A 14,040-nucleotide genomic window follows, 5' to 3' on the forward strand; every position below is an offset into this window, starting at 1 on the left:
GCAGCCCCTGTTTCCGCTCCGGTCAGCGGCTGCCCGCGGACGTCTTCCGCTCGGCCTTGGACTCCAGCCGGTCCGCGCGCCGGCGCCGCCACACCACCACCGGCAGTACCGCGGCGATGGCCACGCCCTGCGGGGCCACCGTCAGGGCGGCGGACTCCGTGGACTGCTGGTTGATGCCGGGCTGGTCGAAGGTGTCCGGGACCGGCAGGGTGCCCCAGTGGTTGATCGGCCAGGCCTTGACGATCGCGCGGCCCACGACGTCGCTGACCGGGACCATGCCGTGGTGCTTGTCGGACTGGTTGTAGCGCGAGTCGCGGGAGTTCTGGCGGTGGTCGCCCATCACCCAGATGTAGCCCTGGGGCACCGTCACCTTGAACTGGCCGCCCAGCTCGTCATCGGTGCACGGCGTGTTGCCGGGGTAGACGTACGGCTCGTTCAGGGGCTTGCCGTTGACCAGCAGCGGGCCGGTGTTCTTGCACTGGACCGTATCGCCGCCGACGCCGATCACGCGCTTGATGAGGTCCTTCTCGTTGGCGGACGGCATCAGGCCGATCCAGCTGAGGACCCTCTGCACGGCGTTCGGGGTCGCCGCCGGTTCGCCCGCCAGCCAGTTGTCCGGGTCGTGGAAGACCACGACCTCGCCGCGCTCGGGCTTGGAGCCGAACCACGGGGTGAGCTTGTCGACCAGGACGCGATCACCCACCTGGAGGGTGTTCTGCATCGAGGCGGACGGGATCGAGAACGCCTGCACGAGGAACGTCTTGATCAGCAGCGCCAGCACCAGCGCGATGACGACGAGGATCGGCAGCTCCTTCCAGAAGGAGCGCGGCTTCCTCGGCCGGTCCGCGGCCTCGCCCGCACCCGCGCCCTCGGTCCTGGGCGGCTGCCCGTCGCCCGGCGTGCCCTCGTCGCCCGCCGCGTCGTTCCCGGAGGTCATGGCGCCGTCCGGCACGGGGGCGTTCGCGTCCACGGGGTGCCCGCGGTGCTCCTCGCCGTCGTGCCCCGACCGTGCGCCAACCGCCACATCCCCCACGCCAACTCCTTACTCTGTGCCGCCGCCTGCCCCACATTCGACGCAGGCCCACTACTCCCATAACGAGCGGGAGTTCCGCAGGGGTCGGGAGCTGGGTCGTTCCGTTCGGATTCTCGGGGGCAACCCTATGCGACAGCGGGGGACCGGCGGTCGTACGCGACGCGGAGTCGGCGACGCTTGCGAAGGTTTTAGGTTCCTCGAGGCGCGTCCAGTGGCCGATCGGCCAGCCGATGGCGACGGCGCGGCCGACCACGGATTTCTCGGACACCGTTCCGCCGTACGAGGTGTTCTGGTGGAAACGCGAGTCCGCGGAGTTGCCCCGGTGGTCGCCCATGACCCACAGCCGGCCCTTGGGAACGGTGATGTCGAAGGGCTGGGCGGACGGGGCGTCACCCGGATAGATGTAGTCCCCTTCGGTGAGCGGTACGCCGTTGACGGTGACCCGGCCCTGCTTGTCGCAGCACTTGACGTGGTCGCCGCCGACCCCGATGACCCGCTTGATCAGGTCCTTCTCGTTGTCGGAGGGCAGCAGCCCGATGAAGGTGAGGCCTTCCTTGAGCTGCTTGACGACGACCGGGTCGTGCTTCTTGGCCGTCTGCTCGTCGGCCAGCCAGCCGCCCGGGTCGTGGAAGACGACGACGTCCCCGCGCTGCGGCTTGGAGCCGAACCACGGGGTGAGCTTGTCGACCAGGACGCGGTCACCGATCCGGATCGTCTGTTCCATGGAGCCGGACGGGATCACGAACGCCTGGACGAGGAAGGTCTTCAGGACGAGCGCTATGAGTACCGCGACACCGACCAGAAGGGGGATCTCCCGGACGGCTGAACGCCGGCGCTTGCGCTTGACCTTGCGCTGCAGTTTCCGCCGCTCCGCGCGCGTGCGGCCGCCGCCGGGCGCGGAGGTGCGGCGCGATCCGGTGGGCAGCAGATTGTCGGCGGGGCTGCTGGGCACCCCGCGCGGTTTGCCGCGGTTACCCATGCGCGCCCTCCGGGGCGGGCACGCGCGCGTAGGCGGAGGGCCGCGTCAGGTGCGTCCAGTGGTCGTACGGCCACAGGATCCAGTCGGCGCGGCCGATGACGTCGCCGACCGGGATCATGCCGCCGCCGGGCGAGCCGAGATGGTCGCGGGAGTCGCTGGAGTCGCTGCGGTGGTCGCCGAGGACGAACAGACGGCCGGGGGGTACGGCGACGTCGAAGGGCACGCTGGAGGCGCTGTCCCCGGGATAGAGGAACGCCGACTCGTCGACGGCGCGGCCGTTCACGTCGATCCTCCCCTGCCTGTCGCAGCAGACCACATGGTCTCCCCCCACACCGACAACGCGCTTGATGTAGTCGGCGTCCCCGAAATACCCCGTACCGTCGAACACGATCACGTCGCCGCGGCGCGGCTGGGCACCGAAACGGTACGCCAACTTATTTACGAGAACGCGGTCCCCGATCCTCAAGCCCTGTTCCATGGATCCGCTCGGAATCTGGAACGGTTGCACCACGAAAGTGTTGAGGACGAGCAAAAACGCCAGGCACAGGAAGAGTGTGAGGGTGATCCGGCCGCCCGGCAGCCAGTCGGCGATGGGCGCAGCCAACGCGAAACGCGACCGTCCCTCCGGCCCCGGGGAATCCCGGTGGGAGGAGCGGTCGCGTTCCGTCGGCTGTGCTTCGGTGTCCATCGGGGCGAGATGCTATCCCGCCTGGCCATGGGCCCCGGAGAGCGCTCAGCTCTCGCGCTTCTCCTTGATCTTCGCGGCCTTGCCGCGCAGGTCACGGAGGTAGTACAGCTTGGCGCGACGCACGTCACCGCGGGTGACGAGCTCGATCTTCTCGACGATCGGGGTGTGCACCGGGAAGGTGCGCTCGACGCCGACGGAGAACGAGACCTTGCGGACCGTGAAGGTCTCGCGGACACCGGAGCCCTGGCGACGGATCACAACGCCCTTGAACTGCTGCACGCGGGAGCGGTTGCCCTCGATGACGCGGACGTGGACGTTGACGGTGTCACCCGGGCGGAAGGCGGGGATGTCGCTGCGCAGCGACGCGGCGTCGACGGAGTCGAGCAGGTGAGACATTTCGTCTGCTTTCTTCGCTGATGCCACAGGTCATCAACGGAAACTAGGTGTTTGCACGAAGCCGTGTGCGGGTCGAGGCGGGCGTCGTGTCCCCCTGTGGCAGGGGCGCACGCCGGACGGGCGCACAACAGCGGCCTATTCTCCCATGCCCTCGGCCCGCCGCCAAAATCGGCCGTACGGGTGGCCTTCCGGGTCCGGCTCCCAGCCCAGGATGGAGAGCATCTCGCGGTCCTTCTTGTCGAAGGCCTCGGGGTCGCAGCGCTCGATCAGGTCGGGCCGGTTGGCGGTCGTACGCCTGAGGGCCTCGTCGCGGCGCCAGCGGGCGATCTTCCCGTGGTGGCCGCTGAGGAGCACGTCCGGGATGTCCCGGCCGCGCCAGAGGGGCGGCTTGGTGTGGACGGGGCCTTCCAGGAGGCTCGCCATCGCGCCGGGCGCGAAGGAGTCGTCCCGGTGGGACTCGGCGTTGCCGAGGACGCCGGGCAGCAGCCTGGCGACGGCCTCCGTGATGACCAGGACGGCCGCCTCGCCGCCGGCCAGCACATAGTCGCCGATGGAGACCTCGTAGACGGGCACGCGCGTGGCGTACTCGTCCATGACGCGCCGGTCGATGCCCTCGTAGCGAGCCGGTGTGAAGATCAGCCAGGGGCGCTCGGAGAGCTCCACGGCGAGTTCCTGGGTGAAGGGCCGGCCGCTGGGCGTGGGCACGATCAGCGCGGGCGCCCGGGCTCCGGTCTCGTAGCCGTCGGCGAGGATCGTGTCCAGCGCGTCACCCCAGGGCTCGGTCTTCATGACCATGCCGGGGCCCCCGCCGTACGGGGTGTCGTCGACGGTGTTGTGGCGGTCGTACGTCCACGCGCGCAGGTCGTGCACATGGACGTCGAGCTGCCCACGCGCGCGTGCCTTGCCGACGAGGGAGACGTTCAGCGGGTCCAGGTACTCGGGGAAGATCGTGACGACGTCGAGGCGCATTACGACTCTTCCCCGGTGTCGCGGGAGGAGGCGATCTCGGCACGGTCGTCGATCAGGCCGGGCGGAGGCGTGATGACGGCCTTCTGCTCCGCCAGATCGATCTCGGTGACGATCTCCTCGACGAACGGGATCATCACCTCGGTCCCGTCCGGGCGCTCCACGATGAACAGGTCCTGGGAGGGCAGGTGCGAGATCTCGGAGATCCGGCCGACCTCCACGCCGTCCTCGGTGACCACGTCGAGGTCGATGAGCTGGTGGTCGTAGTACTCGTCCTCGTCCTCGGGCAGTTCCTCCGGGTCGATCTCGGCGATCAGGAGGGTGTTCCGGAGGGCTTCGGCGCCGTTGCGGTCGGTAACGCCCTCGAAGCGCAGGAGGAGGCGGCCGCTGTGGACCCGGCCGGTGGCGATGGTGAGCGGTCCGGCGGAGCCCGGGTCGGTGGCCAGGACGGCGCCCGGGGCGAGCCGCATCTCCGGCTCGTCGGTACGTACCTCCACGGTGACCTCGCCCTTGATGCCATGGGCGCGGCCGATCCGCGCGACTACCAGCTGCACTGTGCTTGATCTCCTGTCATACGACTGCGGGCCGGGGACGGCCCAGTGGCCCTCCCCGGCCCGAGCCGGTTGCGATGAAGCGTCAGCGGACGTGGTCCACGTCGACGAGGTCGACGCGGACACCGCGACCGCCGATGGCGCCCACGACGGTGCGCAGGGCGCGCGCGGTACGGCCGTTGCGGCCGATCACCTTGCCGAGGTCGTCGGGGTGGACCCGGACCTCGAGCACGCGCCCGCGGCGCAGGTCGCGCGAGGCGACCTGCACATCGTCAGGGTTGTCGACGATGCCCTTCACGAGGTGCTCAAGCGCCTCTTCGAGCATGCTGCTCAGGCCTCGGTCGACTCGGACTCGGCAGCCGCCTCGTCCTTCTTCTCAGCCTTCTTCTTCTGGGTGATCGCCTCACCCTTGCCCTCGTCGTCACCGCCGAGCGCCTCGAACGACGGACGGGCCGGCTTCGGCGCGGCGACGAGCAGCGGCGCGGGGGCCGGCTCGCCCTTGAACTTCTGCCAGTCGCCGGTCTTCTTCAGGATGGCGAGAACCGGCTCGGTCGGCTGCGCGCCGACACCCAGCCAGTACGCCACGCGCTCGGCGTCCACCTCGATGACCGACGGGTTGTAGGTCGGGTGGTACTTGCCGATCTCCTCGATGGCCCGGCCGTCACGGCGGGTACGGGAGTCGGCGACGACGATGCGGTAGTGAGGCGAACGGATCTTGCCCAGACGCTTCAGCTTGATCTTGACTGCCACGGGAGTGGGTTCTCCTGGATTTGACGTGGTTGGGCACGGCGAGCTGCCGCGTGGGGTTGCGGTACCCGAGTGCCCGATGGACGCGTCAGCCGGAGGAGAGAGGGGTCCTGTGCGGCTGTCGAGTACAGCTAGCCATTGTGCCACACCCCGCGGGTCGCTTCTGGCCGCGGGTGGGTGAGCTGGGGCCGGGCATGGGTCAGCGGCACCCGGCGTGGAGGTGACCGTACGTCGGGTGCGCTGCTCGGCGTCACGAGGTGCCACTACCGGCACCCACGAGATGCCGGTGTTCTGCGGCTCGCGATCACGCCGCTCCCGCGACCTCCGGGATTCTGAACGGCTTGCCGCAGCCGCCGCAGACGATGGGGGCCTGGGCGAGGACCGAGGGCACCACGCGGACGTTGCGGCCGCAGTCGCAGACCGCCTTGACCCGGACTCCGCCGCCGGAGGAGCCGTGCCGGGCGGCCGGGCCACGGAAGGAGCGGGTGGTGTCCGAGGAGGTCGCCGCCATGTGCGCCCTCAGCGCGCGCTGCAGCCGCTCGATGGTGGGACGGTAACGCCGCTTGGCCTCGGGGTTGAGCGTGACCAGTGAGAAGCCGCTGCTCGGGTGCGGCTCCTCGGGGTGGTCCAGGCCCAGTTCCTCGGCGATCGCGAGGAAGCGGCGGTTGTGGTAACGGCCGGCGCGGGAGGTGTCGCGGATCCCACGGGCGGCGGCGATGCCGTGGACTGCCTCATGGAGCAGTCGTTCGAAGGAGAGCTCGTGTCCGCACGCGGACGACGACTCCCCGATCAGGGACTCTGGCGCGGCAAGGTCCGGCAGCTCGGGGTGGTACCGCTGAATGTCGGCCCACGCCTGCGCCAGCTCTGCGGCGAGTACAGGTGGTGTCTGTGTCGTGCTCACGTAATGACAACGAGCGGGAGCTCGAATGTGTTCCTATTCCGGGCCATCCCAAATAATTTGCACGTACCCGTCAGTTGGCACTGATGCGTCCGGACGAGGGCGGGTGCGCTGATCTGCGGAGAAGCCACACAGCTCGTAACAAGCTGGTGCGTAGTCCGCCGTACGCCCGTCCGTCGCCCGCCACCACCCTCAAACGAGGCCCTGCAGGCCGACCCCCGGTTCGGCCTGCAGTGCCCGGTGCGGTTGTGGTCGGCGGGTGTGCAAGAGCCGTTTCGGCCGCTCTCGTCGTGCGGCCTCACTCCGGTCAGCGTCCGCGGCGCGCGTGGCGTTACCCGCGCACCGTCCGCCCCCGGTACCGGCCGGTTCGCCCGGAGCGGACACCGTACGGCCATCCAGATTGCCGGGACGTGAAATCTCGCCACACCGGCGCCCGGAGCCCAAGCGGGGCCCCACGACCCCTGGACGGGGCAGCGAGCCGGGAGTTACCTGACATACGTGGGAAGTGCGCGCGCACGGCACGGGGACCACGCAACCGGGCACAGCGGTGAACTCTCGGCGGATTGGGGCGCTTACCTATGACACCTACGCTCGTGCGGCAGCACTTGCCTCACGCGGATTCCGCACCCCGCGTGGAGCTGTGCGCACGCGCGCGTGACTGGTCCGAGATCCAGGAGCGGATGCTGGTGCCGCTCTACGAAGCCGTCTACGAACGACTCGAAGTGGGTCCCGCCACCCGGCTGCTGGGCCTGCGCTGCGGCGCCGGGCTCGCCCTGCTGCTGGCGGCCGGCAGAGGTGCCACCGTCACCGGGGTCGACGCCGCCTCCCCCGAGCGGCTCGCCCTCGCCCGCCAGCGCCTGCTGCCGGACACCTCGCGCGCCGCCGACGGGGGCGCCTTCGGCACGCCCGGTGTGCGCGGCGGCACCGGGCGCGCTCGGTACGGCGACGGCGCAGGGCGCGGCACGAGCGGCCGTACACGCGCGCGTGCCGTGACACTCGTCGCGGGCTCGCCCCATGACGTGCCCGGGGCGGAGACCGCCGCCTACACCCTGGTGACCGTCTTCGAGCCGATCGGGTGCCTCGCGGGCGACTCCGAGGGGCTCGGCGAGCTGCTGGCGGACGCGCTGCCGCAGGCCGTGCGCGGGGCCGCCGTGGTGCTGGCCGGCTGGGGGCCGCCGGAGCGCTGCGCCACCTCCTCGGTGCTGCGGGTGGCGACGAAACTGGCCGATCCCCTGCGCAGCGCGCGAAGCTGGCGGCCCGCCCGGCGGGACGACCTGGAGGAGGTCGCCCAGCGGGCGGGGCTGAAACCGGACGGCTCGGGGCGGGTGGCCTGTCCGTTCGGGTACGCCGATGTCGACAGCGCCGTACGGGGGCTGCTGTCGAACGGACTGTTCGACGCGGCGATCGCGGCGACGGACGCCAAGCAGGTCGACAAGGAGCTGACGGAGGCCCTGCATCCCTACCGGCGCCCGGACGGGACCGTGTGGATGCCGAACGTCTTCCGTTACCTCGTCGCGCGCGTGCCCTAGGAGTCGCCCTCCTTGGTCAGGCGTGTGATCCCGGCGATCCGGTAGGCATCCGCCTCCTCCAGCGTCTCGTGTTCCAGCAGCGCGTGGGCGAGGGCGTCCAACTGGCCGCGATGGTCGCGGAGTTTGGCGCACGCCTCGTCGTAGCACTCGTCGACGATCCGCCGCATCTCGGCGTCGATGACGTCGAGGGTCTGCGGGGCCGCAGCGAGCCCGTAGGCCTGCTGGGCGTCGCTCGGGAGGGCGGACAGACGGCCGACCCGTTCGCTCATGCCCCAGCGGGCCACCATCCCGCGCGCGATGTTGGTGACCTGTTCGAGGTCGTTCTCCGCGCCCGTGGTGACGACTCCGTAGACGACGTCCTCCGCCGCCATCCCGCCCAGGGCGCCGATGATGCGACCGCGCAGGTACTCCTCCGAGTGGGCGTAGCGCTCCACCTCGGGCGTGGACATGGTCACCCCGAGTGCCCGGCCGCGCGGCACGATGGTGATCTTGCGGACGGGGTCGGCGCCGGGCTGCAGCATGCCGAGGAGGGCGTGGCCGCTCTCGTGGTACGCGGTGCGCCGGCGGTCGTCCTCGGGCATCACAAGGGTGCGCTCGGCCCCGAGCTGGACCTTCTCCAGCGCCTCCGACATGTCCGAGGCGGTCACCTGCTCCTGCTTGCGCTTCACCGCGAGCAGCGCGGCCTCGTTGGCGAGATTGGCCAGATCCGCACCCGTCATACCGGGCGTCACGCGCGCCATCTGGGCCAGGTCCACGTCACCGGAGAGCGGGATGTCCCGGGTGTGGATGCGCAGGATCGATTCGCGCCCGGAGCGGTCCGGCGGGGCCACGTTGACCACCCGGTCGAAGCGGCCGGGACGGGTCAGGGCCGGGTCCAGGATGTCCGCGCGGTTGGTCGCGGCGATGACGATCACGCCCTCCGCGCCCGAGAAGCCGTCCATCTCCGTCAGGATCTGGTTCAGCGTCTGCTCGCGCTCGTCGTGCCCGCTCATGGAAGCACCGCCCGCGCGCGCCCGGCCGATGGTGTCGATCTCGTCGATGAAGATGATCGACGGCGCCACCTTCCGGGCCTCGGCGAACAGTTCGCGGACACGGGACGCGCCGACACCGACGATCATCTCGATGAACTCGGAAGCCGAGGCGGAGAAGAACGGCACGCCGGCCTCGCCCGCGACCGCGCGTGCGAGCAGGGTCTTGCCGGTGCCGGGCGGGCCGGCGAGCAGCACGCCGCGGGGCAGCTTCGCGCCCATCCGGCGGTAGACGTCGGGGTGCTCCAGGAAGTCGACGACGTCGTCCAGTTCGCCCTTGACCTCGTCGATTCCGGCCACGTCCGCGAAGGTCCTGCGCTCGGTGCCCGGCCGCGGCCCGACGGGTTTGGGCGGCGCCCGGCGGCCGAACAGGCCACCCGCGCCGGGCAGGGCCCCGCCGAGCCGCCGCGCGAAGAAGATCCACACCGCGACCAGGACCACGATCGGGATCAGGGACATCAGCACGTTGGACCACAGGCTGCGTTCCTGCACGACCGGCCGTGCCGTCACGGTGACGCCGTGACTGCTCAGGTTCTGCCACAGCCTGTCGTCCGCGAAGGCCGGGCGCTGTGTCTTGAACCGGGTGTACTTCCCGCCGCCTTCGGGATTGGCCCGCGCGCTCCTGAGCTGGCCCTGGATCGCGTCGCCCTTGGAGTAGATCTTGGCGACGTTGCCGGCGGCGACCTGCCGGCTGAACTCCGTGTACGAGATCGTCGGCTGGTTGCCCTGGCCGAGATAGTTCAGTCCGACATAGGCCAGCAGGAAGACGATCACCGCGGTGACGAGCAGCCCCCACCACTTTCCGCCGCGGATCCTTCCGCCGCCGGGCCGCGGGGGCGATTCGTCGGGGGTACCCTCGGTGCGCCACGGCTGGTCAGGGGCTTTGCGTGGTGGCGCCGCATCGCTCATATCTGGACGTTAAGGCATATGGCGGACGTCGGCATGCGCTGAGGGCGCCCCCCTCGGCCGGGGAGCGCCCTCAAGGACGTACGAGCGGGGCTCGGCCCATGAACTTCTGGGACGGACTCAGCCCATGAACTTCTTGAACTCGTCCGGCAGCTCGAAGTCCTGACCGCTCTGCTGCGGCAGCCCGAAGGCGCCTCCGGCCTGCGCGGCGTCCTCGCGGCGCTGGGCCTCCTCCAGCTCCTGCTGCTTGCGCTTCATCGGGTTGCCGGAGCGCTGCTTGCCCTTGGCCCTCTTCTGCTGCTTCTTCTGCCGGCCGGGGCCGCCGCCCATGCCCGGGATCCCCGGCATGCCCGGCATGCCGCCGCCCTGGGCCATGCGGGACATCATCTTGCGGGCCTCGAAGAACCGCTCGACCAGGTTCTTCACCGCGCTGACCTCGACGCCGGAACCCTTGGCGATACGGGCGCGGCGGGAGCCGTTGATGATCGTCGGGTCCTGGCGCTCGCCCGGGGTCATCGACTTGATGATCGCGGCGGTGCGGTCGACGTCCCGCTCGTCGATGTTCTGGATCTGGTCCTTGATCTGGCCCATGCCCGGGAGCATGCCGAGCAGCTTGGAGATGCTGCCCATCTTCCGGACCTGTTCCATCTGGGCCAGGAAGTCGTCCAGGGTGAAGTCCTGGCCCTTCTTGGACGCCAGCTTCGAGGCCATCTTGGCGGCCTCTTCCTGGCTGAAGGTCTTCTCCGCCTGCTCGATCAGGGTGAGCAGGTCACCCAGGTCGAGGATGCGGGAGGCCATCCGGTCAGGGTGGAAGGCGTCGAAGTCGTCCAGCTTCTCGCCGTTGGACGCGAACATGATCGGCTTGCCGGTGATCTGCCGGATCGACAGGGCGGCACCACCGCGGGCGTCACCGTCGAGCTTGGAGAGCACCACGCCGTCGAAGCCGACGCCGTCACGGAAGGCCTCGGCCGTGTTGACGGCGTCCTGACCGATCATCGCGTCGACGACGAACAGGATCTCGTCCGGGGAGACCGCGTCCCGGATGTCCGCGGCCTGCTGCATCATCTCGGCGTCGATGCCGAGGCGGCCGGCGGTGTCCACGATCACGATGTCGTGGACCTTGGACTTCGCGAAGTCGATGGAGTCCTTGGCGACCTTGACCGGGTCGCCGACGCCGTTGCCCGGCTCGGGCGCGTAGACGGCGACGCCGGCGCGGTCGGCGACCACGCTCAGCTGGTTGACGGCGTTCGGGCGCTGGAGGTCTGCGGCGACCAGCAGCGGCGAGTGGCCCTGCTCCTTGAGCCACTTGGCGAGCTTGCCCGCGAGAGTGGTCTTACCGGCACCCTGCAGACCCGCCAGCATGATCACGGTGGGCGGCTGCTTGGCGAAGCGCAGCCGCCGGGTCTCACCGCCGAGGATGGTGACGAGCTCGTCGTTGACGATCTTCAGGACCTGCTGGGCCGGGTTCAGCGCGCGCGAGACCTCGGCGCCCAGAGCCCTTTCCTTGACGTTCTTGATGAAGGTCCGGACGACAGGGAGGGCGACGTCCGCTTCGAGGAGCGCGATACGGATCTCGCGCGCCGTGGCGTCGATGTCCGCCTCGCTGAGGCGCCCCTTCCCGCGGAGATTCTTGAAAGTCGCGCTGAGGCGGTCGGAGAGGGTGTCGAACACGGTGGCGTCGGTCCTCGAGGTCGGAGTCGGTTCGGGCTGCCCTCCAGGGTATCCGGCCCCGCAAGCTATTCGTCCTCGCCCGCTCCCGAGAGTGGCCGGACGAGGGCGAAACCCCCGCGGCAGCAGGGAACACACGGTCGCGAGGTCACGCCCGCAGCGTCTCCTCCAGCACCCGCGCGAGCGACCCCGCGTCCTGCGCCGGCAGCGGCGCCCCCGTGCCGGTTGTGACGTAGAACGCGTCCACCGCGTTGGAGCCCAGCGTGCTGACGTGCATGCTCCGCACCCGCACGCCGGCCTTCTCCAGGGCCATGCCGATCCGGTGCAGCAGGCCCGGGGCGTCCTGGGCGCGGACCTCGATCACCGTGGCGTGGTGGGAGGCCGCCGGAGCGACGGTCACCCTCGGTGGCGGGGCGACCCAGCCACGACGCCTCGGATAGGCCGCGTCCCGTTCGGCGAGGCGGCCGGCGATGTCCAGGGTGCCGTCCAGGGCGCGGACGAGGTCGGCGCGCAGCCGGGCCGCCTGCGGCAGCGAGCCGTACTCGGCGGCCACCCGCCAGTTGAGCAGCAGCACCGAGCCGTCGTCGACGTCGTCGGGCAGGCGCAGGGTGCTGAGTTCCGCCGTACGGACCGTGAGGCGGTGCACGGCGAGGACACCGGCGACGGCGGGGAGGACGGCGGGCTGGTCGGGTACGGCGATGCGCAGCTCCACGCCGAGAGGCTCGCCGGACGCCTCCTCGTCGGTGACCGGTTCCGTCTGGGCGCGCAGCGCGAGGACCGGGCCGCGCGTGCGGTACGCCTCGATCGCCAGCCGCTCCTGCTCGGCCGTGGGCGCGACGGGCTCCGGCTCGTCGGGGGCGTCGCCGGCGAGCACGGCGGAGACCCGCCGGACCAGGTCGGCGACGAGGGAGCCGCGCCAGGAGGACCAGGCCGCGGGCCCGGTGGCGAGGGCGTCGGCCTCGGTCAGGGCGTGCAGCAGTTCCAGGGTGCTCTGGGTGCCGACCGCCTCGGCGACCGAGCGGACCGTGGCCGGGTCGTCGAGGTCGCGGCGGGTGGCCGTCTCGATCAGCAGCAGGTGGTGGCGGACCAGGGCGGACAGCACGTCCACGTCCGCGCGGTCGAAGCCGATCCGCGCCGCCACGTCCTTGGCGATGATCTCGCCGGCCACCGAGTGGTCGCCGGGCCAGCCCTTGCCGATGTCGTGCAGCAGGGCGGCGACCAGGAGCAGGTCGGGGCGGCTGACGCGACGGGTCAGTTCGGAGGCGCGGACGGCCGTCTCGATCAGGTGCCGGTCGACCGTCCAGATGTGGACGGCGTTGCGCTGCGGGCGGCAGCGGACCCGTTCCCAGTCCGGCAGGAGGCGGCTGATCAGCCCCTCCGCCTCCAGTGCCTCCCAGACATCCACGGTCGGCCGGCCGGAGCCGAGCAGCGTGACCAGCTGCTCACGGGCCTCGGCGGGCCAGGGCGTGGGCAATGGGCGCGCGGTGGCGGCCATGCGCCGTACGGCGTGCAGGGAGAGCGGGAGGCCGGCCTGCGCGGCGGCGGCCGCTGCACGCAGGGGAAGCACGGGATCGCGTTCGGGGCGCGCGGCGCGGGCGAGCACCACCTCGCCGTCCTGCTCCACCACGCCCTCGGCGAGCGGGGAGCGCTCGGTGACGGGCTTGCCGCCGCCCAGCATGGCGCGCAGCCGCGGACGGACGGCGCGCGAACGCAGCACGCGCCCCACCTCGCGCCAGGTGACGTCACTGGCGTACGAGATGACCCGCGCCGCCTCGTAGACCTGCCGCAGCAGGGTGTCCGCGTCCAGCAGCCCCAGCTCGGCCGCCACCTGGTCCTGCTCCTGCAGCGCGAGCCGGTCGGTGGCGCGGCCGGTCGCCAGGTGCAGCGCGTCCCGGACGTCGAGCAGGCGCCGGCGGGCGTCGGCGAGGCCCTCGCGCGGGGCGTCGGCGAGCCAGGAGGCGGCTACGGCGCGCAGGGCGGTGGCGTCGCGCAACCCTCCGCGCGCTTCCTTGAGGTCGGGTTCGAGCAGGTACTGCAGCTCGCCCTGGCGTTCGGCGCGTTCGGAGCAGAGTTCCTGCAGTTCGGGGAGGCGTTTGGGGGCCTGGTTGCGCCAGTCGGCGAGGACGGCCGTACGCAGGCCGGCGGTGAGGCCGCGGTCACCGGCGAGGTGACGGGCGTCCAGGAGTCCGAGTTGGACTTTCAAATCCTCCCCGGCGGTCTTGCGGGCCTCCGCCGGGGTGCGCACGGAGTGGTCGAGCGCGAGTCCCAGGTCCCAGACGGGATACCAGAGGCGGTCGGCCAGGGCGGCGACCGCGCAGGGGTCGGAGCCGTCGTGCAGCAGCAGGAGGTCGAGGTCGCTGCGCGGGGACAGCTCGCCGCGGCCGTAGCCGCCGACGGCGACCAGGGAAGCGCCCTCCAGTCGCCCGCCACCACCCTTCTGCGGAAGTGGCTGCGCTCCCTCGCCTTCTTCGAGCCCTCCGGCGGCGGCCGTGAACAGTCCGGCGAGCCAGTCGTCGGTCAGTTCCGCGAGGGCGGCACGGCGCGGCGGCCCGGACCGCGCCCCCTCGGTGAGGAGGCGCAGCCGGGCCGCCGCGTAGCCGCTGGGTCCCGAGTCCTCTGCTTCCGTGCGCACGTCCGCTCCCGTCACCCAG

General features: G+C 71.1%; 12 protein-coding genes and 1 pseudogene. 1 reads left to right on the top strand and 12 read right to left on the bottom strand.

The genetic code is table 11. From position 1 onward, the window contains the following. Positions 1-22 precede the first annotated feature (22 nt). The 9 genes and pseudogenes from lepB (ACWGJ5_RS29250) to ACWGJ5_RS29290 all read right to left on the bottom strand — a co-directional run bounded on the left by lepB (ACWGJ5_RS29250) (position 23) and on the right by ACWGJ5_RS29290 (position 6,261). Positions 23-1,033 (bottom strand): signal peptidase I, encoded by a 1,011-nt coding sequence (lepB, locus tag ACWGJ5_RS29250; RefSeq protein ID WP_453312645.1) that lies wholly within the window; start codon positions 1,031-1,033, stop codon positions 23-25. Continuing rightward, positions 924-2,012, bottom strand: a pseudogene (gene lepB / locus ACWGJ5_RS29255) (signal peptidase I); the annotation flags it as partial. The pseudogene lepB (ACWGJ5_RS29255) and the gene lepB (ACWGJ5_RS29250), both read right to left, overlap by 110 nt. Beyond that, positions 2,005-2,700, bottom strand: a complete 696-nt coding sequence (lepB, locus tag ACWGJ5_RS29260) for a signal peptidase I (RefSeq protein ID WP_453312646.1) — start codon at positions 2,698-2,700, stop codon at positions 2,005-2,007. The pseudogene lepB (ACWGJ5_RS29255) and the gene lepB (ACWGJ5_RS29260), both read right to left, overlap by 8 nt. Before the next feature lie 45 nt (positions 2,701-2,745). Next, entirely contained in the window at positions 2,746-3,096 is a 351-nt protein-coding gene (rplS, locus tag ACWGJ5_RS29265; RefSeq protein ID WP_055704359.1) for a 50S ribosomal protein L19, read from the bottom strand. Positions 3,097-3,231: 135 nt separating this feature from the next. Further along, positions 3,232-4,065: a tRNA (guanosine(37)-N1)-methyltransferase TrmD gene (gene trmD, locus ACWGJ5_RS29270; protein WP_453312647.1), complete on the bottom strand. Its 834-nt coding sequence runs from the start codon at positions 4,063-4,065 to the stop codon at positions 3,232-3,234. Further along, complete coding sequence (rimM, locus tag ACWGJ5_RS29275) at positions 4,065-4,616, bottom strand: ribosome maturation factor RimM (protein WP_453312648.1); 552 nt, start codon at positions 4,614-4,616, stop codon at positions 4,065-4,067. The genes trmD and rimM overlap by 1 nt, the downstream gene beginning before the upstream one ends. A gap of 82 nt (positions 4,617-4,698) precedes the next feature. Beyond that, a complete protein-coding gene (locus ACWGJ5_RS29280) occupies positions 4,699-4,938 on the bottom strand; it encodes an RNA-binding protein (RefSeq protein WP_005479813.1) in 240 nt (79 codons plus the stop codon). A gap of 5 nt (positions 4,939-4,943) precedes the next feature. Further along, entirely contained in the window at positions 4,944-5,363 is a 420-nt protein-coding gene (gene rpsP, locus ACWGJ5_RS29285; RefSeq protein WP_453312649.1) for a 30S ribosomal protein S16, read from the bottom strand. A gap of 301 nt (positions 5,364-5,664) precedes the next feature. Then, positions 5,665-6,261, bottom strand: a complete 597-nt coding sequence (locus ACWGJ5_RS29290; protein ID WP_453312650.1) for a hypothetical protein — start codon at positions 6,259-6,261, stop codon at positions 5,665-5,667. Between the two features lie 575 nt (positions 6,262-6,836). Here ACWGJ5_RS29290 and ACWGJ5_RS29295 point away from each other — a divergent pair. Continuing rightward, on the top strand, positions 6,837-7,787 hold the full coding sequence (locus ACWGJ5_RS29295) for an SAM-dependent methyltransferase (RefSeq protein ID WP_453312651.1): 951 nt from the start codon (positions 6,837-6,839) through the stop codon (positions 7,785-7,787). On the opposite strand, the gene ftsH is transcribed toward ACWGJ5_RS29295, so the two are convergent. The 3 genes from ftsH to ACWGJ5_RS29310 form a co-directional block, all read right to left on the bottom strand. Next, positions 7,784-9,724, bottom strand: coding sequence for an ATP-dependent zinc metalloprotease FtsH (gene ftsH / locus ACWGJ5_RS29300; RefSeq protein ID WP_453312652.1), 1,941 nt, complete (start codon positions 9,722-9,724; stop codon positions 7,784-7,786). The two genes, ACWGJ5_RS29295 and ftsH, sit on opposite strands and share 4 nt — an antisense overlap. Positions 9,725-9,841: 117 nt before the next feature. Continuing rightward, complete coding sequence (gene ffh / locus ACWGJ5_RS29305) at positions 9,842-11,392, bottom strand: signal recognition particle protein (protein ID WP_453312653.1); 1,551 nt, start codon at positions 11,390-11,392, stop codon at positions 9,842-9,844. Positions 11,393-11,537: 145 nt separating this feature from the next. Continuing rightward, positions 11,538-14,036, bottom strand: coding sequence for a [protein-PII] uridylyltransferase (locus ACWGJ5_RS29310; RefSeq protein ID WP_453312654.1), 2,499 nt, complete (start codon positions 14,034-14,036; stop codon positions 11,538-11,540). Between the last annotated feature and the right edge of the window lie 4 nt (positions 14,037-14,040).

This window comes from Streptomyces sp. NPDC054783, assembly GCF_053611725.1.

What these genes read in the sequence shown, in the direction of transcription:
- lepB (WP_453312646.1), bottom strand. Translation starts at nt 2,700, where the DNA reads ATGGACACCGAAGCACAGCCGACGGAACGCGACCGCTCCTCCCACCGG.
- rplS (WP_055704359.1), bottom strand. Translation starts at nt 3,096, where the DNA reads ATGTCTCACCTGCTCGACTCCGTCGACGCCGCGTCGCTGCGCAGCGAC.
- trmD (WP_453312647.1), bottom strand. Translation starts at nt 4,065, where the DNA reads ATGCGCCTCGACGTCGTCACGATCTTCCCCGAGTACCTGGACCCGCTG.
- ACWGJ5_RS29280 (WP_005479813.1), bottom strand. Translation starts at nt 4,938, where the DNA reads ATGCTCGAAGAGGCGCTTGAGCACCTCGTGAAGGGCATCGTCGACAAC.
- ACWGJ5_RS29295 (WP_453312651.1), top strand. Translation starts at nt 6,837, where the DNA reads ATGACACCTACGCTCGTGCGGCAGCACTTGCCTCACGCGGATTCCGCA.
- ftsH (WP_453312652.1), bottom strand. Translation starts at nt 9,724, where the DNA reads ATGAGCGATGCGGCGCCACCACGCAAAGCCCCTGACCAGCCGTGGCGC.